The sequence below is a fragment of the Rhodococcus sp. BE178 genome (assembly GCF_050433545.1).
Taxonomy (GTDB): domain Bacteria; phylum Actinomycetota; class Actinomycetes; order Mycobacteriales; family Mycobacteriaceae; genus Prescottella.
Genome location: NZ_JBNPXA010000005.1, coordinates 260,854 through 280,704, shown reverse-complemented (window position 1 = coordinate 280,704; position 19,851 = coordinate 260,854). Strand labels below are relative to the sequence as shown.

At 69.2% G+C, this 19,851-nt stretch carries 20 protein-coding genes, 1 tRNA gene and 1 pseudogene; 12 read left to right on the top strand and 10 right to left on the bottom strand.

What is annotated here, in order from left to right; all coding sequences use genetic code 11:
* Positions 1-9 precede the first annotated feature (9 nt).
* Positions 10-594, top strand: coding sequence for a hypothetical protein (locus J2X34_RS12445; RefSeq protein ID WP_429517491.1), 585 nt, complete (start codon positions 10-12; stop codon positions 592-594).
* A pseudogene (locus J2X34_RS12440) lies at positions 572-697 on the top strand (DNA alkylation repair protein); the annotation flags it as partial. The gene J2X34_RS12445 and the pseudogene J2X34_RS12440, both read left to right, overlap by 23 nt.
* 70 nt (positions 698-767) lie before the next feature.
* Here the strand turns inward: J2X34_RS12440 and J2X34_RS12435 are convergent.
* Both J2X34_RS12435 and J2X34_RS12430 read right to left on the bottom strand, forming a co-directional pair.
* Positions 768-1,256 (bottom strand): FBP domain-containing protein, encoded by a 489-nt coding sequence (locus J2X34_RS12435; protein ID WP_114720333.1) that lies wholly within the window; start codon positions 1,254-1,256, stop codon positions 768-770.
* Positions 1,257-2,016: 760 nt separating this feature from the next.
* Positions 2,017-2,099 (bottom strand) — tRNA-Leu (locus J2X34_RS12430).
* Between the two features lie 195 nt (positions 2,100-2,294).
* On the opposite strand from J2X34_RS12430, the gene J2X34_RS12425 reads away from it, so the two are divergent.
* The 7 genes from J2X34_RS12425 to pknB all read left to right on the top strand — a co-directional run bounded on the left by J2X34_RS12425 (position 2,295) and on the right by pknB (position 11,891).
* Positions 2,295-3,584, top strand: a complete 1,290-nt coding sequence (locus J2X34_RS12425; RefSeq protein WP_174907201.1) for an FhaA domain-containing protein — start codon at positions 2,295-2,297, stop codon at positions 3,582-3,584.
* Positions 3,585-3,747: 163 nt separating this feature from the next.
* Complete coding sequence (locus J2X34_RS12420; protein WP_114720329.1) at positions 3,748-4,215, top strand: FHA domain-containing protein FhaB/FipA; 468 nt, start codon at positions 3,748-3,750, stop codon at positions 4,213-4,215.
* A complete protein-coding gene (locus tag J2X34_RS12415; protein WP_114720327.1) occupies positions 4,212-5,657 on the top strand; it encodes a PP2C family protein-serine/threonine phosphatase in 1,446 nt (481 codons plus the stop codon). Before J2X34_RS12420 ends, J2X34_RS12415 begins: the two co-directional genes overlap by 4 nt.
* The gene (locus J2X34_RS12410) at positions 5,657-7,099 is read left to right on the top strand and encodes an FtsW/RodA/SpoVE family cell cycle protein (protein ID WP_114720325.1); all 1,443 of its coding nucleotides are present in this window, start codon (positions 5,657-5,659) and stop codon (positions 7,097-7,099) included. The genes J2X34_RS12415 and J2X34_RS12410 overlap by 1 nt, the downstream gene beginning before the upstream one ends.
* Entirely contained in the window at positions 7,096-8,583 is a 1,488-nt protein-coding gene (locus J2X34_RS12405) for a peptidoglycan D,D-transpeptidase FtsI family protein (protein WP_174907197.1), read from the top strand. The genes J2X34_RS12410 and J2X34_RS12405 overlap by 4 nt, the downstream gene beginning before the upstream one ends.
* A 3-nt stretch (positions 8,584-8,586) precedes the next feature.
* On the top strand, positions 8,587-9,960 hold the full coding sequence (locus tag J2X34_RS12400) for a serine/threonine-protein kinase (RefSeq protein ID WP_174907195.1): 1,374 nt from the start codon (positions 8,587-8,589) through the stop codon (positions 9,958-9,960).
* Positions 9,957-11,891, top strand: a complete 1,935-nt coding sequence (gene pknB / locus J2X34_RS12395) for a Stk1 family PASTA domain-containing Ser/Thr kinase (RefSeq protein ID WP_429517487.1) — start codon at positions 9,957-9,959, stop codon at positions 11,889-11,891. The genes J2X34_RS12400 and pknB overlap by 4 nt, the downstream gene beginning before the upstream one ends.
* Before the next feature lie 24 nt (positions 11,892-11,915).
* Here pknB and J2X34_RS12390 read toward each other — a convergent pair whose 3' ends face one another.
* The gene (locus J2X34_RS12390; RefSeq protein ID WP_114720317.1) at positions 11,916-12,581 is read right to left on the bottom strand and encodes an aminodeoxychorismate/anthranilate synthase component II; all 666 of its coding nucleotides are present in this window, start codon (positions 12,579-12,581) and stop codon (positions 11,916-11,918) included.
* 34 nt (positions 12,582-12,615) lie between these two features.
* Positions 12,616-13,380 (bottom strand): DUF881 domain-containing protein, encoded by a 765-nt coding sequence (locus J2X34_RS12385; protein ID WP_114720315.1) that lies wholly within the window; start codon positions 13,378-13,380, stop codon positions 12,616-12,618.
* Positions 13,381-13,573: 193 nt separating this feature from the next.
* Here J2X34_RS12385 and crgA point away from each other — a divergent pair, with 193 nt between their 5' ends.
* Both crgA and J2X34_RS12375 read left to right on the top strand, forming a co-directional pair.
* Entirely contained in the window at positions 13,574-13,837 is a 264-nt protein-coding gene (gene crgA / locus J2X34_RS12380; protein ID WP_114720478.1) for a cell division protein CrgA, read from the top strand.
* 108 nt (positions 13,838-13,945) lie between these two features.
* Positions 13,946-14,443, top strand: coding sequence for a PH domain-containing protein (locus J2X34_RS12375; RefSeq protein WP_429517484.1), 498 nt, complete (start codon positions 13,946-13,948; stop codon positions 14,441-14,443).
* A 12-nt stretch (positions 14,444-14,455) separates the two neighbouring features.
* Here J2X34_RS12375 and J2X34_RS12370 read toward each other — a convergent pair whose 3' ends face one another.
* Together J2X34_RS12370 and J2X34_RS12365 are read right to left on the bottom strand one after the other, a co-directional pair.
* Positions 14,456-15,358: a rhomboid family intramembrane serine protease gene (locus J2X34_RS12370; protein WP_429517482.1), complete on the bottom strand. Its 903-nt coding sequence runs from the start codon at positions 15,356-15,358 to the stop codon at positions 14,456-14,458.
* Between the two features lie 10 nt (positions 15,359-15,368).
* Positions 15,369-15,890: a peptidylprolyl isomerase gene (locus tag J2X34_RS12365; protein WP_429517480.1), complete on the bottom strand. Its 522-nt coding sequence runs from the start codon at positions 15,888-15,890 to the stop codon at positions 15,369-15,371.
* Between the two features lie 58 nt (positions 15,891-15,948).
* On the opposite strand from J2X34_RS12365, the gene J2X34_RS12360 reads away from it, so the two are divergent.
* Positions 15,949-16,125 carry a hypothetical protein gene (locus J2X34_RS12360; RefSeq protein WP_174907187.1) on the top strand — a complete coding sequence of 59 codons (177 nt, stop codon included), beginning with the start codon at positions 15,949-15,951 and terminating at the stop codon, positions 16,123-16,125.
* A gap of 4 nt (positions 16,126-16,129) precedes the next feature.
* Here the strand turns inward: J2X34_RS12360 and J2X34_RS12355 are convergent, their stop codons facing one another.
* The 4 genes from J2X34_RS12355 to J2X34_RS12340 all read right to left on the bottom strand — a co-directional run bounded on the left by J2X34_RS12355 (position 16,130) and on the right by J2X34_RS12340 (position 19,741).
* Positions 16,130-16,936 carry a lipase family protein gene (locus tag J2X34_RS12355; protein ID WP_429517593.1) on the bottom strand — a complete coding sequence of 269 codons (807 nt, stop codon included), beginning with the start codon at positions 16,934-16,936 and terminating at the stop codon, positions 16,130-16,132.
* Between the two features lie 76 nt (positions 16,937-17,012).
* Complete coding sequence (locus tag J2X34_RS12350; RefSeq protein ID WP_174907184.1) at positions 17,013-18,272, bottom strand: TetR/AcrR family transcriptional regulator; 1,260 nt, start codon at positions 18,270-18,272, stop codon at positions 17,013-17,015.
* 35 nt (positions 18,273-18,307) lie between these two features.
* On the bottom strand, positions 18,308-19,000 hold the full coding sequence (locus J2X34_RS12345) for a class I SAM-dependent methyltransferase (RefSeq protein ID WP_220181895.1): 693 nt from the start codon (positions 18,998-19,000) through the stop codon (positions 18,308-18,310).
* A 120-nt stretch (positions 19,001-19,120) separates the two neighbouring features.
* Positions 19,121-19,741, bottom strand: a complete 621-nt coding sequence (locus J2X34_RS12340; protein WP_114720303.1) for a hypothetical protein — start codon at positions 19,739-19,741, stop codon at positions 19,121-19,123.
* Positions 19,742-19,851: the final 110 nt, after the last annotated feature.

The following is a 19,851-nucleotide window of genomic DNA, read 5'->3' as shown; positions in this document are numbered from 1 at the left end:
ACTGCGGTGGTGACGCTCCAGGAACACCGCTCGGAACGCGTATCCACCGGTTGGATCACCGCAGCCTTCTGGGCGGCCGTCGCGTGGTCGGGGTACCTCCTGATCGGCGCTTCCCCGTGGTGGCATTGGGTGCTGTCCACCGCCGTCGGCGCCGCGCTCACCGTTACCTGGTGGCGTGAACGCCGGCGCAGCAGGTACTGGCATCTGTTCGGGTTCACGTGTGCCGTCGTCGCCGCTCTGGCGCTTTCCGGCAGCGCGACAGCGATATTCGCGACCTACTCGGTTCCGGCAGACAGTGTCGGTCAGACGGAGACCGTCTGCGGATCCGTGGTGAATCCGGTGCCTGCGGACGAACTGCGCGTGACGGTGGTGGCGTCCGGCGAACCGGTGGTGACATCACGGCCGATTCCCCGGAGCGAACTCGAGCGGGTGTGCAGCGACAACCGCCGGTACCGGATCCGCGATGCGACCGGGCTGGCACTGGTCGGCCTGCTCTTCGCGGCAAGATCGGCCGGGCATGTCCTCCCCCGCCGCAGCCGGGCGGGCTGTGTCCCCGTCACGCCGAGCTCCGGCCGACGCGATCGACATCGGTGACCGCCTGAGGGTGCTCGGGAACTACCCGACTCCCCCGAACTGTACGTCCCCGTCCGCGCCCATCTGGATCACCGAGATGGTGCGACGACAACAGGTCCAGTAGCGGCGGCCTCCCGAAGCCGACCGGCCGCTCTCACAGACGGCCGCGCCCGACTGATCCGGTCGGCGGTCGGTCAGGCGTACAACCGGTCGACGAACGCGTTGATGTTCTCGCGGACCCGTTCCGTCTTCTCCTCCGGGCTGAGGTCCTCGCGGTACCGACTGCCGAGCGTGGGCTTCTTCCTGCCGCGTGCGTAGAGCGAGCAGGCCAGGTCGATGCACATGTAGATGCCCACCGAGTTCCCCGCCCGCCCCGACTCGCCCACCTTGTTCGCGGTCATGAGCGCGACACCGCCACGGGTGTGCGTGGTGAGGCAGATCGCGCACATCTGCGACTTGCCGGAGCCGTTCGGTTCGAACCGCATCGCGACGCCGACCGCGCCGTCCGCGCGGGGCAGAACCACGTAGCCGCGGCCGGGGAAGGCGGGATCGGTCCAGCCCAGGAAGTCCAGGTCGTCCCAGGGCCGGCCGTCCAGATCACGCGGCGCGGGCAGGCGCTTCGCGTCGCCTTTCGAACAGTTGACGAACGATGCGCGGAGGTCGCGTTCGGTGATCGGATCCATAGCAGGACCTATCCCTTCGATCGTTCGGACAGCTAATCACCGCCACGATACGACCGGCCCGGGGGACGAACAAACGATTATCCGCGGCATCGACGAGATCCGCGTCGGACGCTCGGCCTCGCCGTGCCCGTGCGCGACCGGGGGCGGGTGGTCGCGGGCGCTGCGCAGTCGGCCTGAGCGCCCACTCCTCGCCGCAAGCGACGGAATGCCGCGCCGATAGAGAAGGAATGGGCGCAGAGGCTCATCGGACGCCCGGAACACGCAAAGATGACGTCATGCCGTTTCCTGATCCGTGGAACCACGACAGCCTGGTGTGGCGCATCCCGATGCACGACAGCGCCGCCGAACCGGACGGAAACCCGGCTTTCGACCCACCCGGGGCATGGGTGCGGGCACTCGGCGCTGTCGCACGCGATCTCCGATGCCTGCGGTACGGGCGGGAAGTGAACGTCGATCGTCTCGTCTGGGACTTCTCGCTCGACAGCGAGTACCACGTCTCGATCGGCTGGCAGGGCGTTCGAGGTGTCAGCGGCTTCAACGCCGGCCACGGTCTGACGATGGATGCCGAGTTCGGTGAAGCCGCAGTCTGGGTCGCCATCTGCTCGTGCCTCGGCTGCACGGAACGGAACCGGTCTGGGTGGATCCGCACGGCGACGTCAGGATCAGCCCCATCGGGGAACTCTGCGAACACGTCGACGACCGGTGGCCCGAAACGAAAACGAGGCCACGGACTCTTTCGAGTTCGTGACCTCGTTCATTGTGGGCGAAGGGGGACTTGAACCCCCACGTCCCGAAGGACACTGGCACCTGAAGCCAGCGCGTCTGCCATTCCGCCACTCGCCCGAGCGACGTGGAAAACACTAGCATGCACTCCTCAAAAATGACGATTCGTGCAGGTAGGGGGCGAAAAGCGAGGTTCCGGGTCGGCTACCGGACCGCCTCCGACAGGGTGTCCGGATATCATGCAGGGGCGGTGGCAGGCAGTATTGCCGCCGCGACACGCAGACAGACCGCGACCAACAACAGCAAGGTTATGCCGTGGGGATCGTTCAACGTTTCGAGCGCAAGCTTCAGGGGGCCGTCGGAGACGCCTTCGCGCGCGTCTTCGGCGGTGGCGTCGTACCTCAGGAAGTGGAAGCCGCGCTGCAGCGCGAGGCCACCGACCGCGTCCAGCAGCTCGACGGCGGCCACTACCTGGCCCCGAACAGTTACGTGATCACCATCAACGAGTCCGATCACGAGAAGCTGGCGTCGGATCACGAGCTGACTGTGAAATCTTTTGCGCGACACCTCGAGGGATACATCCGCGAACAGGGGTGGCAGACCTACGGTGACATCGACGTCCGTTTCGAGGCGTCACCGACACTGCACACCGGGCAGTTCCGCACGATGGGATCGGTCGATCCGGATGCACGCCGCGGCAAGGCCGCCGGATCCGGGCCCGACCCTCGGGCAGGACGCGCCCCCGTACCCGTATCACCGACCCCAGGAGCAGGCCCCATGACGCAGAACTCCGGTTACGAGCCCGGCCGCGAGCCCAGGGACGACCGCGGCCAGGACCGCGAGTACCCGCACAACGGCAGCGCGCACCCCGGACAGGATCAGCAGACGGCACCGGCCGCCGAGTACCAGCAGGACTACCAGCAGGGCTACGGCCAGCAGGCGTACGGGGCCGCACCGCAGGGCGGCTACCCGCAGGACGCCGGCTATCCGCAGGACGCGGGCTATCCGCAGCAGGGCGGCTACGACCAGGGCGGCTACCAGCAGGACTACCAGCAGCAGTACGACGCGCAGCAGCCGTACCCGGGCCAGTACCCCGGCTACCACCAGGACTACAACCAGCCCGGCTACGACCAGGGCTACCAGAACCAGGGATACGAGCAGGACTATCAGGGCGGCTACGACCAGCAGGGGTACAGCCAGCAGGGGTACGACCAGGGCTACCAGGGCGGCTACGAGCAGGCCGGCTACAACCAGGCCTACGGCCAGCAGGGGTACGACCAGGGCTACCAGGCCGGCTACGCCCCCGAGGCCGGGCGCACGCTCACCGCGACCCTGCAGCTCGAGGACGGCAGCGGGCGCTTCTACCAGCTCCGCGAGGGCAGCAACATCGTCGGACGCGGGCAGGACGCGCAGTTCCGCCTTCCCGACACCGGCGTGTCCCGGCGCCATCTCGACGTCCGCTGGGACGGCCAGGTCGCGATGCTGGCGGATCTGGGCTCCACCAACGGCACCACCGTCAACGGCGCGCCCATCCAGGACTGGCAGCTCGCCGACGGTGACGTGATTCGCGCCGGACACTCCGAAATCCTGGTGCGTATCCTCTGACCACCTAGGACACCTCGTACCAACAGCGCGCGCCGCGGCTCGGGACACCGGGCCCGGCGCAAGATCATGATCACCACCGGCGGCTTCCACATATGATGCAGCCAGCTGAAAATGCCCCGGCTGCGCATCCGCGCGGCCGTGCCCCCGAAGGAGGTGTCGAGCAGTGCAGGGACTGATTCTCCAACTGACGCGAGCTGGCTTCCTGCTGCTGCTCTGGCTCTTCGTCTGGGCCGTCATCAAGACGCTGCGCAGTGACATCTACGCCGGCGCCGGCGGTGGCCGGGTAGCGCCCCGGTACACGCGCACCGCGTCGGTGCTGCCGTCGCTCGGCCGACAGAAGGTCGCGAAGAATCTCGTGGTGACCCAGGGTGCCCTCGCGGGCACCCGCATCACGCTCGGCACGCAGCCGGTCCTCATCGGCCGTGCCGACGACTCGACGCTCGTCCTCACCGACGACTACGCGTCCACCCGCCACGCGCGCCTGTCGCCGCGCGGCGCCGACTGGTACGTCGAGGATCTGGGCTCCACCAACGGCACCTACTTGGATCGGGCGAAGGTCACCACCGCGGTGCGCGTCCCGCTGGGTACGCCGGTGCGCGTCGGCAAGACCGTGATCGAGCTCCGCCCGTGACCCTGGTTCTCCGCTACGCGGCCCGCAGCGACCGCGGTCTCGTCCGCGCCAACAACGAAGACTCCGTGTACGCCGGTGCCCGGCTGCTCGCGCTCGCCGACGGCATGGGCGGGCACGCGGCCGGTGAGGTCGCGTCGCAGCTGATGATCGCCGCGCTGGCCCACCTCGACGACGACGAGCCCGGCGAGGATCTGCTCGGCAAGCTCGACGCGGCCACCCACGAGGGCAACGCGACGATCGCCGACCAGGTCGAGGAGGATCCCGAGCTCGAGGGCATGGGCACCACGCTCACTGCGATCCTGTTCGCGGGCAGCAGGCTGGGCCTGGTGCACATCGGCGATTCGCGCGCCTACCTGCTGCGCGACGACCAGCTCACCCAGATCACCCGCGACGACACGTTCGTCCAGTCCCTCGTCGACGAGGGCCGCATCACCGCCGAGCAGGCGCACACCCACCCGCAGCGGTCGCTGATCATGCGCGCGCTCACCGGCAACGAGATCGAGCCGACGCTGACGATGCGCGAGGCCCGCGCCGGCGACCGGTACCTGCTGTGCTCGGACGGCCTGTCCGACGTCGTCAGCGACGAGACCATCGCGAACACGATGCGCGAGGGCACCAACGACGAATGCGCCGATCGCCTCATCGAGTTGGCGTTGCGGAGCGGCGGTCCCGACAACGTGACGGTCATCGTCGCCGACGTCATCGACCTGGACTACGGCCAGAGTCACCCCATCGTCGGGGGCGCGGCCTCCGATGACGACGACGAGGACACCCCGCCGCCGAACACCGCCGCCGGCCGGGCCGCCGCAATGCGCCCGCCGCGCGCCACCCCCAAGCGCGTCGCACCGGCACCGGAGGCCCCGCCGAAGAAGTCGCACAAGCTGCGCTGGACCCTGGTCGGCCTCGGGTTGATCGTGGTCGTCGTGGTCGGTCTGATCGTGGGCCGGACGATGATCCGCAGCTACTACTACGTGGGCGCCTCCGACGACCGGGTCACGGTGCTGCGCGGGATTCCCGGTTCGGTCCTCGGCTACCAACTGCAGAAGAGCGCGCTCGTCGGCTGTGTCACGGACGACGGCACCCTCACGCTCGTCGACCCCGACCAGCTCCCCACCGAATGCCGGGTGATGAAGGTCGAGGACCTGCAGCCGTCCGCGCGTGAACAGGTCCGGGCCGGTCTGCCGTCGGGCACCAAGGACGACGCCACCGAGCAGATGCGCCGGCTCGCCGCCAGCGATCTGCTGCCGGTGTGCACGCCCGAGCCCGCACCCGCACCCACCCCGACTCCCGCCCCTGCGCCCGCCCCGGCCCCCACCGGCGAACCGGCACCCCCGGCGCCGACCCCGGAGGGCGCGCCGCCGCCGACGGCCGCTCCCCCGGCCGAGCCGGCACCGGCGCCGATCGAACAGGTCCCCGGCCAGAACTGCAGGACCGGTAGCTGATGTCCACGTCCGACGCTCCGTTCCCCAGCCCGCCCGGCGGGTTCGCTCCCCCGCCGATCCAGTCGACCCGGCGGAACACCGAACTACTGCTGATCTGCTGCGCCATCGTCGTCACGACGGTGTCGTTGGTGTTGGTGGAGGCCAGCCAGGAGCAGACCCTGACGTGGGACCTGGCCAAGTACGGGCTGGCCTACGCGGCGATGTTCCTCGTCGCGCACCTCGCGGTGCGCCGGTACGCGCCGTACGCCGATCCGCTGCTGCTGCCGATCGTCGCCCTGCTCAACGGGCTCGGCCTGGTGCTGATCCATCGACTCGACCTCGCGGACGCCGAGAACGCGGTGTACCAAGGGCTGCCGATCCCGTCGCCCGACGCCAACCAGCAGGTGATGTGGACGGCACTCGCGCTCGGCGGTTTCATCGCCGTGCTGATCCTGCTGCGGGACTACCGACTCCTCGCCCGCTACAGCTACACGGTGGGACTCGCGGGCCTGGTACTGCTCGCGATCCCGGCGCTGCTGCCGGCGCGTTTCTCCGAGGTCAACGGCGCCAAGATCTGGATCCGGCTGCCGGGCTTCAGCATCCAGCCGGGCGAGTTCGCGAAGATCCTGCTGATCATCTTCTTCGCGGCGGTGCTGGTCGCCAAGCGCGATCTGTTCACCACCGCGGGCCGTCACTTCTTCGGCATGGACCTGCCCCGCGCCCGCGACCTCGGCCCGATCCTGGTGGCATGGGTCGTCTCGGTCGGCATCATGGTGTTCGAGAAGGACCTCGGTACGTCGCTGCTGATCTTCGGCACCGTGCTGGTGATGCTCTACATCGCGACCGAACGCGTCGGCTGGCTGCTGATCGGCGGGGTCCTGCTGATCATCGGGTTCTTCTTCGCGTACCAGATGTTCGGGCACGTCCGGGTGCGCGTGGACACGTGGATCGACCCGCTCGGCGACTACCAGAACACCGGCTACCAGATCTCGCAGTCGCTGTTCGGGCTCGCGACCGGCGGCGTCGCCGGCACCGGTCTGGGCAGCGGACGCCCGTCACAGGTGCCGTTCGCCAAGACCGACTTCATCATCGCCGCGATCGGTGAGGAGTTGGGCCTGATCGGCCTGGCCGCGATCCTCATGCTGTTCCTGATCCTCGTGATCCGCGGGCTGCGGACCGCGCTCGCGGTGCGCGACAGCTTCGGCAAGCTGCTCGCGGCCGGCCTGTCGTTCACGATCGCGATCCAGCTGTTCGTGGTGGTCGGCGGCGTCACCAAGCTGATCCCCCTCACCGGTCTCACCACACCGTTCATGTCGTACGGTGGGTCGTCCCTGCTCGCGAACTACCTGCTGCTGGCACTGCTGATGAAGATCTCCGACGCGGCCCGCACCCCCGCAGCCCCCAAGAAGAAGGGGCCCGCACCCATTGCGGACGCCCCGACGGAAATGCTGGGTCGCCAATGAACACTCCCCTGCGCCGCGTCGCGCTGGCCGTCATGGTGATGGTCGTCGCGCTGCTCGCCAACGCCACCTACGTGCAGGTCATCAAGGCCGACGATCTGCGCAACGACCCGCGGAACTCGCGCGTGCTGCTCGACGAGTACTCGCGCCAGCGTGGTCAGATCTCCGCCGGCGGGCAGGTGCTGGCGTCGTCGGTGCCCACCGACGACCGCTACAAGTACCTGCGCACCTATCCGCCGAACCCGGCGGCGCCGTCGAGCCCGCTCGCGAACGCCCCGGTCACCGGCTTCTACTCGATGCAGTACGGCAGCGCGGGCCTCGAGAAGGCCGAGGACCCGGTCCTCAACGGCTCCGACAACCGCCTGTTCAGCAAGCGGTTCTTCGACCTCGTCTCGGGCCGCGATCCGCGCGGCGGCAACGTCGTGAGCACGATCGACCCGGTGATGCAGCAGGTCGCGTACGACGAGCTGACCGCGAAGGGCTACACCGGTTCGGTCGTCGCGATCGAACCGAGCACCGGCAACATCCTCGCGATGGCCAGCACCCCCAGCTACGACCCCAACCGGCTCTCCGGCCACGACGGCGCCGAGACGTCCGCGGCGTGGGACGAGCTCAGCTCCGATCCGGACAAGCCGATGCTCAACCGCGCGGTGTCGGCGACGTACCCGCCGGGGTCGACGTTCAAGGTCGTGGTCACGGCGGCCGCGCTCGAGAACGGCGCCAACCCGGACGAGCAGCTGACGGCCGCACCGAACATCACGCTGCCCGGCACGTCGACCACGCTCGAGAACTACAACGGCACCACGTGCGGCGGCGGGCCGACGGCGTCGCTGCGGGAGGCGTTCGCCCGCTCGTGCAACACCGCGTTCGTCGAGCTCGGCATCAAGACCGGATCCGACGCGCTCGCCGAGCAGGCGTCGGCGTTCGGTATCGGACCGGGCACTCCGGGCATCCCGATCCCGGTGGCGGACAGCACCATCGGCCCCATCCCCGACGACGCCGCGCTCGGCCAGTCCAGCATCGGGCAGCGTGACGTCGCGCTCACTCCGTTGCAGAACGCGGAGATCGCGGCCACCATCGCCAACGGGGGCATGCGGATGGAGTCGCACCTGGTGTCGCAGCTGCAGGGACCGGACCTGTCGAACCTGGCGACCACGTCGCCGAAGTCGCTGGGCCGGGCCGTGTCGCCCGAGGTGGCGGCGACGCTGACGCAGCTGATGATCGGCTCCGAGAACAACACGGCCGGCGGCGGGAAGATCCCGGGCGTCCAGATCGCCTCCAAGACGGGCACCGCCGAGCACGGCAACGATCCGCGCAACACCCCGCCGCACGCCTGGTACATCGGGTTCGCGCCGGCACAGAACCCGACCGTCGCGATCGCGGTCATCGTCGAGGACGGCGGCGACCGCGCGCTCGCCGCGACCGGCGGATCGGTCGCGGCGCCGATCGGGCGGGCCGTCATCGCGGCCGGATTGCAGAGGGGTTGAGCCATGTCGTTGACGAACGGATCGGTGATCGGCGGGCGCTACCGCCTGCAACGGCTGATAGCGACCGGCGGCATGGGTCAGGTGTGGGAGGCCACCGACAGCCGCCTCGACCGTCGGGTCGCGGTGAAGGTACTCAAGGCCGAGTTCTCGTCCGACCCCGAGTTCCTCGAGCGGTTCCGCATCGAGGCCCGCACCACCGCGCAGCTCAACCATCCGGGCATCGCCGGCGTGTACGACTACGGCGAGACCCGTGACGAGGCCGGCGCCAACCTGGCGTACCTGGTGATGGAACTGGTCGCGGGTGAGCCGCTCAACGCCGTGCTCGCGCGCGTCGGTCGGCTGTCGATTCCGCATGCCCTGGACATGCTCGAGCAGACCGGACGCGCGCTGCAGGTCGCGCATTCGGCGGGCGTCGTGCACCGCGACGTCAAGCCCGGCAACATCCTGATCACCCCCACCGGCCAGGTGAAGATCACCGACTTCGGCATCGCGAAGGCCGTCGACGCCTCGCCGGTCACCCGCACCGGCATGGTGATGGGCACCGCGCAGTACATCGCGCCCGAGCAGGCCCTGGGCCAGGAGGCGACCGCCGCCAGCGACGTGTACTCGCTCGGTGTGGTCGGCTACGAGGCGCTGTCGGGCCGACGCCCCTTCGGTGGCGGCGGCACCCTGACGGTGGCGATGAAGCATGTGCAGGAACCGCCGGAGCCGATGCCGGCCGAACTGCCGGCCCCGATCCGCGAGCTGATCGACATCACGCTGACAAAGGATCCGGCGGGCCGGTACTCGAACGGCGGCGAGTTCGCCGACGCCGTGGCCGCCGTCCGCGCCGGTCGCCGCCCGCCGCCGCCCGGTCGGGTACCGACCGGCGCGACCAGCGTGGTGGCCCCGGTCCCGGTCGCCGCTCCCACCGCGATGATGCCGACGCAGCAGCGCAACTACACCGGTGACACCGGCCAGATCCCGGACCCGGAGGACGGGGACGGCGGTTGGACCAGCGGTCAGAAGGCGATCGCGTGGGCCGGTGGCGCGCTGCTCACGCTGGCCTCCCTCGCGGCGCTCGGCATGCTGTTCTTCGACGGCGGGTCGAAGGAACCGTCGACCCCGCCGGTGGTGACATCGACATCGACGTCGAAGGCGCCGGCGACGACGACGCGGACCACGCCGCCGACCACCACGAGGACGACGACCACCACACCGCCGCCGGTCACGACGACCACCACGACAACGCCGCCGCCGACCACAACCACGACGACGACACCGCCGCCGACTACGACGACCACCACACCGCCGCAGACGACGACCACCACGACGGCACCGACCACAACCACCACCACGACGGCCACCACCACCACGGCCACACAAGGACAGCCATGACGACACCGCGCAATCTCTCCTCCCGGTACGAGCTGGGCGAGATTCTCGGGTTCGGCGGGATGTCCGAGGTGCATCTCGGACGGGACCTGCGTCTGAGCCGGGATGTCGCGATCAAGGTGCTGCGCGCCGACCTCGCCCGCGACCCCACGTTCTACCTGCGGTTCCGCCGCGAAGCGCAGAACGCGGCCGCGCTGAACCATCCGGCGATCGTCGCGGTGTACGACACCGGCGAGGCCGAGACGGACGCCGGGCCGCTGCCGTACATCGTCATGGAGTACGTCGACGGCGACACCCTGCGCGACCTCATCCGCACCGAGGGTCCGCTGCAGCCGCGTCGGGCGATGGAGATCATCGCCGACGTGTGCGCGGCCCTGGACTTCAGTCACCGCAACGGCATCGTGCACCGCGACATCAAGCCGGCGAACATCATGATCAACCGCGCAGGCGCGGTGAAGGTGATGGACTTCGGCATCGCGCGCGCCATCGCGGACAGCTCGAGCCCGATGACGCAGACCGCGGCCGTGATCGGTACCGCGCAGTACCTGTCGCCCGAGCAGGCCCGCGGCGATCAGGTGGACGCCCGCTCGGACGTCTACTCGCTGGGCTGTGTGCTGTTCGAGGTCCTCACCGGTGAGCCCCCGTTCAAGGGTGATTCGCCGGTCGCCGTCGCGTACCAGCACGTGCGGGAGGATCCCAAGCTGCCGTCGCTGGTCAATCCCGCGGTGCCGCGCGCGATGGACTCGGTGATCCTCAAGGCGATGGCCAAGAATCCCGCCAACCGGTACCAGAGCGCCGCGGAGATGCGCAGCGACCTGGTGCGGGTGCTGGGCGGTCAGCGTCCGAGCGCCCCGATGGTGCTGACCGACGAGGACCGGACCACGATGTTCGGCGCCGTGGACGGCGGCGCGGGCACCGGAGCGGGATACCAGGCCGAGCCGGCGCGGACGGCCACGGCCACCGCCGCTCCGGCCGCGATCCCGGCGTCGGCGCCCCCCGTGAAGAAGCGCAACACCACCCGCAACGTGCTGGTCGCGCTCGCGGCACTCGTCGTCGTCGGCATCATCGGCGTGTTCACCTTCTCGCTGTTGTCGACGCCGACGAAGGTCACGGTGCCGACCGTCGCGGGGCTGAGCGCGCAGGAGGCCGAGGCCAAGCTGCGCACCGTCAACCTCGACACCACCATCCAGTCCCGGCCCGACGCGGTGGTCGCGAACGGCAATGTCATCGGAACCAATCCGACGTCGGGCAGTTCGGTGGACGAGAACAGCACCGTCACGCTGGTGGTGTCGTCGGGCCCCGAGCAGGTACAGGTGCCCAAACTGGCCGGTCTGACGCAGGACGAGGCGATTCAGGCGCTCAACGCGGCCGGTCTGCGCCTCGACGACACGATCGCGCGCGCGCCGTCCGACCCGAGTCAGCTGGACATGGTCGTCGGCCAGGAGCCGTCGGCCGGAGCGAAGACCAACCTGGACTCCACCGTCGTGGTCGTCCTCGGCTCGGGCCCCGAGCAGGTGCGGGTGCCGAACGTCGTGGGGCAGACGATCGACGTGGCGCAGCCCAACATCGAGGGCGCGGGCTTCAAGGTCGAGGTCGAGAAGGTGGACTCGGGCAAGCCCGAGGGCCAGGTGATCTCCTCGTCCCCGTCCGGCGGATCGAGCGCCGCGAAGGGCGACACGATCACCGTCCGCGTCTCCAACGGCAAGCTGTTCACGATGCCGAGCCTGACCGAGATGACGATCTCGCAGGCGCTGGAAGCGCTGCGCAAGGCCGGCTGGACCGGGTCGTCGAATCAGCTGTCGCAGACCAAGCAGCAGACGCTCGACACCGATCTGGTGGGCAAGATCCTCACCCAGTCGCAGCCCCCGGGCAGCGACGTCGCCAAGGACGCGCCGCTGTCGGTGGGCGTCGGCGAGTTCGGGATTCCCCGCTAGTCGACCGGAACGGTCGCTGGGCGGTCAGCGCGTGAGCGCGTCCCCCAGCGACCGGGCGACCTCGTCCTCGAGCGTCGCGACCAGCGTCTCGGCCGGCGCCTGACCGCACACGCCGAGCCAGTTCGCGAGCATCCGGTGCCCGCCCTGCGTCAGCACCGACTCCGGATGGAACTGGACGCCGTGGATGGGCAGCTCGCGGTGCCGCATCGCCATCACGATGCCGCTGTCGGTGTGCGCGGTGACCTCCAGTTCGGCGGGGATGGTGTCCTCGACCACGGTCAGCGAGTGGTAGCGGGTGGCGGTGAACGGGTCGGGCAGGCCGGCGAGGACACCGCCGCCGTTGTGGTGGACGATGCTGGTCTTGCCGTGCAGCAGTTCGGGCGCTCGGTCGACCGTGGCGCCGAATGCCGCGCCGATCGCCTGGTGCCCGAGGCACACGCCCAGCAGCGGTGTCTGCGCGGAGGCGCAGGCTCCTACCAGCGGCATCGTCGCGCCGGCCCGCTGCGGGGTGCCGGGGCCGGGGCTGAGCAGGATGCCGTCGAAGTCGGCGGCGGCGGCCGCGATCGCGTCGTCCCCGGTCAGCCGGGGGTCGTCGTTGCGCCACACTTCGGCCTGCGTCCCGAGCTGACCCAGGTACTGGACCAGGTTGAACACGAAGCTGTCGTAGTTGTCGACGACCAGAATGCGCATGGGAAGAAGAGTAATGCGCGGGATCGGGCGGTTGCTACGCGACAGGCTGCGCGTACTCGGTGTGCAGCTGCCCGGTGTATGCGGGAACCGTCAGGTGGCCGGATTCCTGCTGGGTGTATCCCAGGCCGTAGCGGACGGCGTACTGCTTGAACGTCTTGATGCCGGGCTCGTTCGCGAGGGTCGCGGCGAGCCGGGCCGGGTCGCCGATCGCGGTCACCACGTACGGCGGGCTGTACGTGCGCCCGTGCAGCAGCAGCGTGTTCCCGATGCACCGCGGCGCCGATGTGTTCACGATCCGCTGGTCCTGCATCGCGATCGCCTCGGCGCCACCTGTCCACAGCGCGTTGAGCACGCTCTGCACATCCTGTTGGTGGACCACGAGGTCGTCGGGCGACGCCCCGGCCGGGTATTTGCCGTCGGCGTCGCGGGGGGCGTCGGTGAGGGTGACGACGACACCGGGCCCGGTGAGGGCGGTCAGCCCGGCCGCGGAGGCAAGCGCGCGGCTCTGGTCCAGCGCCTCGGCGACTCGGGTGTCGGTGCCGGCCGCATTCTCCTGCAGGTCCTGTACCTGCGCGGCCAGCTCGTCACGGGTGCGGGCGGCGGCGTCCGCCTCGGTCTGGGCACGGCGCACGAGGTCGGACAAACGGGTCGAATCGGCGGCGCGGATTTCGTTGCCGTGCGAGACTTGCCGCGTGGTCGCCAGCAGTAGCCCCGCGACCAGGCAGACCACGAGGACGGCAATCGGCCAGAAGCCGAACCGCGGGCGGTTGCCCTGCGGCTCCTCCTCCACGTCCGGCACCCTCGACCACCACTCCCACCACGGACGATTCGGTGCGCGACCGGTCCTGGCTGTGCTTGTTTGAGTTAGCGTGTATTACACAACAGGTACTGCCGAATGTACCTTGTCGGCCCGGACCGATCCGGGCACCGCGCTCGCCGCGCGACCGATCCGCCCCGAGCCCGCTGGGCCCATCCACACGAATAAGGAAGTCATGCCGAAGTCGAAGGTCCGGAAGAAGACCGACTACACGATCAATCCCGCGAACCGCACCCCGGTGAAGGTGAAGGCCGGGCCGTCGAGCGCGCTGTACGTGTCGGTGATGCTCGGATTCATGCTGGTCGGACTGGCCTGGCTGATTGTGTACTACCTCGCGGGCGAAAACCTCACATGGATGAACAACTTGGGGGCCTACAACTTCCTCATCGGCTTCGGCTTCATGGTCGTGGGCCTGATCATGACGATGAGATGGCGTTGACCTGCCGGTCTGTTTCAGCGACCGAGTTATCCCCAGGCAGTCAATTACACGCGTGTTATTCATCCCCAGTGTGGATAACCCCTGTGGATAACGGGGGTACTTGTCCACATGCCTGAGGATGAAGTCGATCATGAACCGCCGCTCGAGTGGTCTACCCCACTCGGCGCGGTGGTGGCTCTCGCCGCCGGCGGCATCGCTATGCTCCTCGCGGCGCTGCTGCTGGGACTCGACGCGCCGGGACAGTTCCTGGCCGTGCTGGCCGCGGTCGGGATGTTCGTGCTCGCCGGTCTCGGCGCAAGACAGCGCCCCAAACTCGCGATCGTGCGCGACGCCGGTGGCGCGGGCGGCTCCGCCGTCGCGGTGACGCGGTTGACGGGCCGACGCACGTACCGGCCCGACGACATCGCCCGGATCCGCATCGTCCGCTACCCGCGGCTCGGCCGGCGGGTGCCGATGCTCGAGATCGACGCCGTCGATCCCGACGGCACCGAACGTCTGCTGATCTTCGGACGCTGGGACCTGGGCGTCGACCCGGTGGTGGTGTTCGACGCCCTGTCCGTGCACCGACTGGTGCCGCCGGAGGATCGGGCCGCGGGCAGCGACTGACCGGCGCTACGGTCAGATGGCGGCGACGGCGGCAGCGGTGACGACCAGCGTCAGCAGGCCGACGCCACCGAGGGCGAACCAACCGGCGGTGCCGGCGCTCTTGCGGTCCCTGGCGCCGACGGCACCCGGGACGTACAGGAGGGCAGCGGTCGCGGCGGCACCGGCGACCAGGCCGCCCATGTGCCCCCACAGGGAGATCCCGGGGATCGTGACGCTGATGATCACGTTGATCGCGATGACCGCCAGCACCGGCATCGGACTGCGCTTGAGCCGGAGCAGGATCACCGCCTGCGCACCGAGCAGACCGAAGATCGCGCCCGACGCGCCCGCGGTGGGGATCAGCGGGTCGAGCATCAGTACGGACGCCGATCCGCCGAGCAGCGCGATCACATAGACCGCGAGGTAGCGCGCCCGCCCGAGCACCATCTCGGTGTCCCGGCCGATCACGTACAGCGCGAACATGTTGACGGCCAGATGCATCAGGCCGATGTGCAGGAATCCGCTGGTGACGATCCGGCTGAACTCGCCGGCGGCGACGGCCGGACCCCACAGCACCCAGTCGAGGAACAGCGGCGACGCGATGTGGTTGTCCATCACGCTGCGGGACTGCACGGCGGTGACCGCGAAGATCAGCACGTTGACCGCGATCAGGACGTACGTCAGCAGCGGCGTCGGCAGTTGCGTGCGTACCGGTGCACCGGCGACGGTACGTGCCTGCGGCACATCACGCTGACCAGCGGCGACACAGTCGACGCACTGGTGGCCGACGGAGGCGGCACACAGGCAGTCCGGGCACGCCGGACGACCGCAGCGGGTGCAGGAGAGGGCTGTGGGACGATCGGGGTGGTGCACGCACCTCGGCTGAGGTGGCGGGGTGCCCTCGCTCGCCGTGCCACCCCAGCCGGGGTTCGTCATTCGTGGATCCTTACGCGATGGTGATGTTGTTGATCACGACGTCGTCGACCGGGCGGTCGCCGCGGTCCGTCGCGGTGGTGGCGATGGCGTCGACGACCTTCTTCGACTCCTCGTCCAGCACCTCACCGAAGATGGTGTGGCGGCGGTTCAGGTGCGGGGTGGGGCCGACCGTGATGAAGAACTGCGAGCCGTTGGTGCCCGGGCCGGCGTTGGCCATGGCCAGCAGGTAGCCGCGGTCGAACTGCAGCTCCGGGTGGAACTCGTCGCCGAACTTGTAGCCCGGGCCGCCGCGACCGGTGCCGGTCGGGTCGCCGCCCTGGATCATGAAGCCGTCGATGACGCGGTGGAAGACGGCGCCGTCGTAGAACGGGCCGGCGGCCTCGCCCTTGGCGTTCTGCGTGGAGTACTCCTTGGAACCGTCGGCCAGGCCGACGAAGTTCTCGACGGTCTTCGGCGCGTGGTTACCGAACAGGGCGATCTTGATGTCGCCGCGGTTGGTGTGCAGCGTTGCGGTAGCAGTCTGTGAAGTCACCCCCCTATCGTGCCATTGCGCTCCGGGCGACGTGTGCGAGCTGTGTAAGAGTGGAGGCATGACGCGTGCGACCAAGAGTGATTCCACCCCGACGTCCTCGGCCGGCCGCCGACGGGTGCTGATCGGACTCGGTGCGGTCGTGGCCGCGGTGGGGGCGGCCGTCGTCGCGCTCACCCGACGGCCCGAGATGCCGCCGGTGGCGGCCGAGCCGCCGTCGGTGACCGACCCGCGCTAGCCGCTCACGGAACCCGGCAGGTGGTCGGCGCCGGCCGACCCGCGAAGCGGTCGGTCATCCAGGTGACCGACTCCGGCACCCCGAACACGTACGGGAGCGCGTGGTTGAGTCCCGTGCCCGGGTTGATCGGCGGTAACGGATTCAGCGGCTCACCGGTGCGGGTGAACGCCTCCGTGCGCTGGAACCCGTACGTCGCCTTCGTCTCGTTGACGCACTGGTTCTGCACGTCGGCGAGCATCTGCCGGCCGCGGTCGTTGAGTTCGGAATCGATCAGCTCCCGGGCCTCCGGATAGGTCTGATGCGAGTAGCCCCAGAACCCGACGGGAGCGTGCGGCCTGAGCGCGGTGCCGGGCAGGCGCATCGCGGCGCGGGCCGCGTCGAGCACGGCGTGTGCCTCCGACGCCCGGTTGACGTACGAGTGTGTCCCCGGGGTTCCGAGCCCCTCGTAGTCGGTGATCACCACCGCGATCCCCTGTGACAGCAAGGCGTTGACGAACACCATCTCGTACGACGTCACCGTCTCGCTCGGCGAGACGTACCGGATCACGTCGCCGAGCGTCCGGGACGCCGCACACTGATCGCCCTGGCCCTGGGTGCCGGCCGCCATACTCACCAGCGGACGCGGACCGGGTCCGGTCCACGGCAGTGCCGGATCGAAGTAGGCGCCGGTGACCATGTTGGGTACCCCCACCTGCCACACCAGCGGCATCGGCTCGGCCCGGATCACGTCCCCGGCCGGGCCCGCGGGTAACCCCGGCGGCGGGAGGTAGAAGTCCGGTGGCGCCGCCGCGGCCGGTTCACCGGCCACCATTACACCGATCACCGCCGCCGCTGCGGCACACCACCTCCCGATCACGACTTCCTCCCGTCGTCGCGCCGACCTCGTGCTACTTGGGTGAGGCCCCCCACAGGACCGTCTCGAGGTTGTACCGGGTCATGCGCTCGGTGGAGACACGCGGCAGTCCGTGTGTGGACCACAGGATCTCGCCCATGCACTGGAACACCAACCGAGTCGATCCCGGCATCGTGACGCTGCCGTCACGCACGCCCGCCGCGAAGGCGCGATCCCACACTCGCAGCAACTTGCGGCCGTCCTTCTTCAGGAAGTCGAAGTGCTCCTTGCCGGTGAGCATCACCCACGACTTGAGAATCGCGATCTCGGCGTCGAACCGCTTACCGGCCGCACTGCGCATCCGGATCAGCGCGTCAATGGTCTCGAGCGGTGTCCCGCCCACCGCCCCGATCTCCTCGTGCGCGGCGCGCATGCGGGAGGAGAAGTGCTGCAGGATCGCGACGAGGATTGCTTCCCGCGACTCGAAGTGGTGGTACAGGCTGCCCTGGGTCAGCCCCACCGCGGTGGCGATGTCCCGGGTCGTCGTCGCATCGAACCCGCGTTCGGCGAACACGAACCGGGCAGCATCGAGGATGCGATCCTGCTTGTCGGACAAGATCATCGAGTCCTCGCGGTCCCACGACGCGATCACCTTGCGCGCCACCCGGGCGGACGCCGAGTCGGACAGATCGTCGTCGGCAGGCTTGGTTGCGAGTCCGCCGAACAACATGTCGATCGTGCAACCCGCGACCTTGCGCGCCGAGAATCCGGTGGGCGCGAGCGTCGCGCTGTGCGTGAGCGCGACCCGTAGTACCTCGCGCAGGATCCGGGAATCGACCTCGGAGCGCAGTACGCCCGCCTGCTCGGCATTGCGAATCAGCGTCTGCCACTTCTTCTCCGACCACCGCGGCTCGGCCGCGAGGAGGCCCTGAAGCTCCTCGTCCCGCGTCCCGGGTACACCCAGGCACACCTGCAGTGCGCCGGGATGGCGGGCGGACGCGTCGGCGATGTCCAGCGCGAATCGCCGGATCGCCTCGATCGGGGAGTCCGACGCCACCGCGGGACGCTGCACCGCGACGACGATGTCGTCGCGCAGGCCCCGGACCATCGTCGCGGCCAACGCTTCCTTCGAATCGAAGTGGTAATACAGGCTGCCGGCCAGCATCCCGGTGGCGCCCGCGATGTCCCGCATCGACGTACCCGTATATCCCTTGGCCGCGAACAGTTCCGACGACGCCGTCAGGATCTCGTCACGCTTGTCCGGCCGTTCCTTCCCGCCCTCGGCCGAGACCGGTACCTTTCCGGTACGACTCACTTCATCCCCCTGCTTCCATGGCCTACCGACCTTTGTCAGATCACCGGTCGCGGCGACGTGCCGCGACCGGACACCGTGCCGTGCATCGCCCGTCCGATCACCAGTGGACGAACCAACGCCGGCATCCCCTGCCACGCTCCATGATCGACCTCGACGTCCCCGAACGCCCCCGAGATCGATGACAGAGTACGGCGATCACACCGGCACCCCTGCCCGAACACCGACCACGGCCCGGCGAGGCGATCCTGCCGCCGCGCCAGAGCCGGATCCTCCGAGCGTACGTGCTCGCAGAACAGGAAACGACCGTTCGGACGCAGTACCCGAGCGATCTCGCCTAGGACCGCATCGGGGTCCGGCACGGTGCACAGCACGAGCGTGCTCACGACGGTGTCGACGGTGCCGGTCGCGGCGGGCAACCGGTGCCCCGGCGCCTCGACCACCTCGGCGTCGGGCCGCAACGTCCGCACCCGATTGCGCAGTCGCGCCGCCATCGGGGCGATGGGCTCCGTCAACACCAGCGACGACACGGTCGTCGGGTAGTACGGCACGTTGAGCCCGGTACCGGCACCGATCTCGAGAACCGCGCCCTCGGCCGACGCCAGCAGTCGGCGCCGGCGCTCCGCCATTCCGCGTCGCTCCGCCTTCACCAACATCGGGTCGTACACCGCGGCACCGGCCCTCGCCCACAACGAACGGACGGGTCCGCTCACCACCTCGTTCACACGCACGCGTCCATTTGAGCGCCAAATGGACGTTCGTGTAGTGGTTTCACCCGGAATAGACCACGGTACAACTATCCGACCCCGACGCGACGCGGCGTCGGGGTCGGGGTCGGATGACGTTGAACGTCAGGGGGTTATGAAGTCGATGAAGGCCTGCCGCATCGGAGGCCCGCCCTGGATGTCCATTCCGATCGCTGCTCCGACGAATCCTCCGACGATCAGACCGGGGATGCACCCGCCGATCACGCCGACTATGCATCCGACCAGCAGTCCCACCGCGGAACCGACGATGTTGCCGATGATTGCGCCCGCCTGGTTCTTCTGGGCCTCTTCGATCAGCTTCTGCTGCGCAACCGGGTCGTCGATGCGGACCGGATTGGTCTGCAACGGATTTCGATCCGGCGTCAGCGTCAGCGTGCGCCCGTCCGTCCCCACACTGCCCACGATCGGGAACATTTGCCCGTCGAGGCGGTACGCCAGCGGAACGGCGCCGACGACGGTGCCGTCGTCGCGCACGACGCTCACCTGCGCACCGTCCGCCTCGATGCGGAACGTGCCGGCATCGAGCACCGTCGTGACCGTCGCACCGGACGGGTCGACCGCGGTGGTGAACCCGACGCCCTGGTCGTTCCCCTGGGCCGACGCGGTATTCACGATCGCGGCCGGATCGGCCGAGGCTGTGCCGGCACCGACGGCAACGGTCATCGCAACGAAAGCGGCTGTGGCGACTATCTTCCCGAGCTTCATGGCAGCTCCCGAGGTGGGCGAGTCGAACTGGGCCTCGACACAGGATATCCAGCCACCTGTGATGCCAGTCCCAGTTCGAACCATTCCCGCACTGAACGAACGGTATGCGT

Coding starts and splice junctions, on each gene's coding strand:
- J2X34_RS12435 (WP_114720333.1), bottom strand. CDS start 1,256: ATGGATCCGATCACCGAACGCGACCTCCGCGCATCGTTCGTCAACTGT.
- J2X34_RS12410 (WP_114720325.1), top strand. CDS start 5,657: ATGTCCACGTCCGACGCTCCGTTCCCCAGCCCGCCCGGCGGGTTCGCT.
- J2X34_RS12405 (WP_174907197.1), top strand. CDS start 7,096: ATGAACACTCCCCTGCGCCGCGTCGCGCTGGCCGTCATGGTGATGGTC.
- J2X34_RS12400 (WP_174907195.1), top strand. CDS start 8,587: ATGTCGTTGACGAACGGATCGGTGATCGGCGGGCGCTACCGCCTGCAA.
- pknB (WP_429517487.1), top strand. CDS start 9,957: ATGACGACACCGCGCAATCTCTCCTCCCGGTACGAGCTGGGCGAGATT.
- J2X34_RS12390 (WP_114720317.1), bottom strand. CDS start 12,581: ATGCGCATTCTGGTCGTCGACAACTACGACAGCTTCGTGTTCAACCTG.
- crgA (WP_114720478.1), top strand. CDS start 13,574: ATGCCGAAGTCGAAGGTCCGGAAGAAGACCGACTACACGATCAATCCC.
- J2X34_RS12375 (WP_429517484.1), top strand. CDS start 13,946: ATGCCTGAGGATGAAGTCGATCATGAACCGCCGCTCGAGTGGTCTACC.
- J2X34_RS12370 (WP_429517482.1), bottom strand. CDS start 15,358: ATGACGAACCCCGGCTGGGGTGGCACGGCGAGCGAGGGCACCCCGCCA.
- J2X34_RS12360 (WP_174907187.1), top strand. CDS start 15,949: ATGACGCGTGCGACCAAGAGTGATTCCACCCCGACGTCCTCGGCCGGC.
- J2X34_RS12355 (WP_429517593.1), bottom strand. CDS start 16,936: ATGGTGGCCGGTGAACCGGCCGCGGCGGCGCCACCGGACTTCTACCTC.
- J2X34_RS12340 (WP_114720303.1), bottom strand. CDS start 19,741: ATGAAGCTCGGGAAGATAGTCGCCACAGCCGCTTTCGTTGCGATGACC.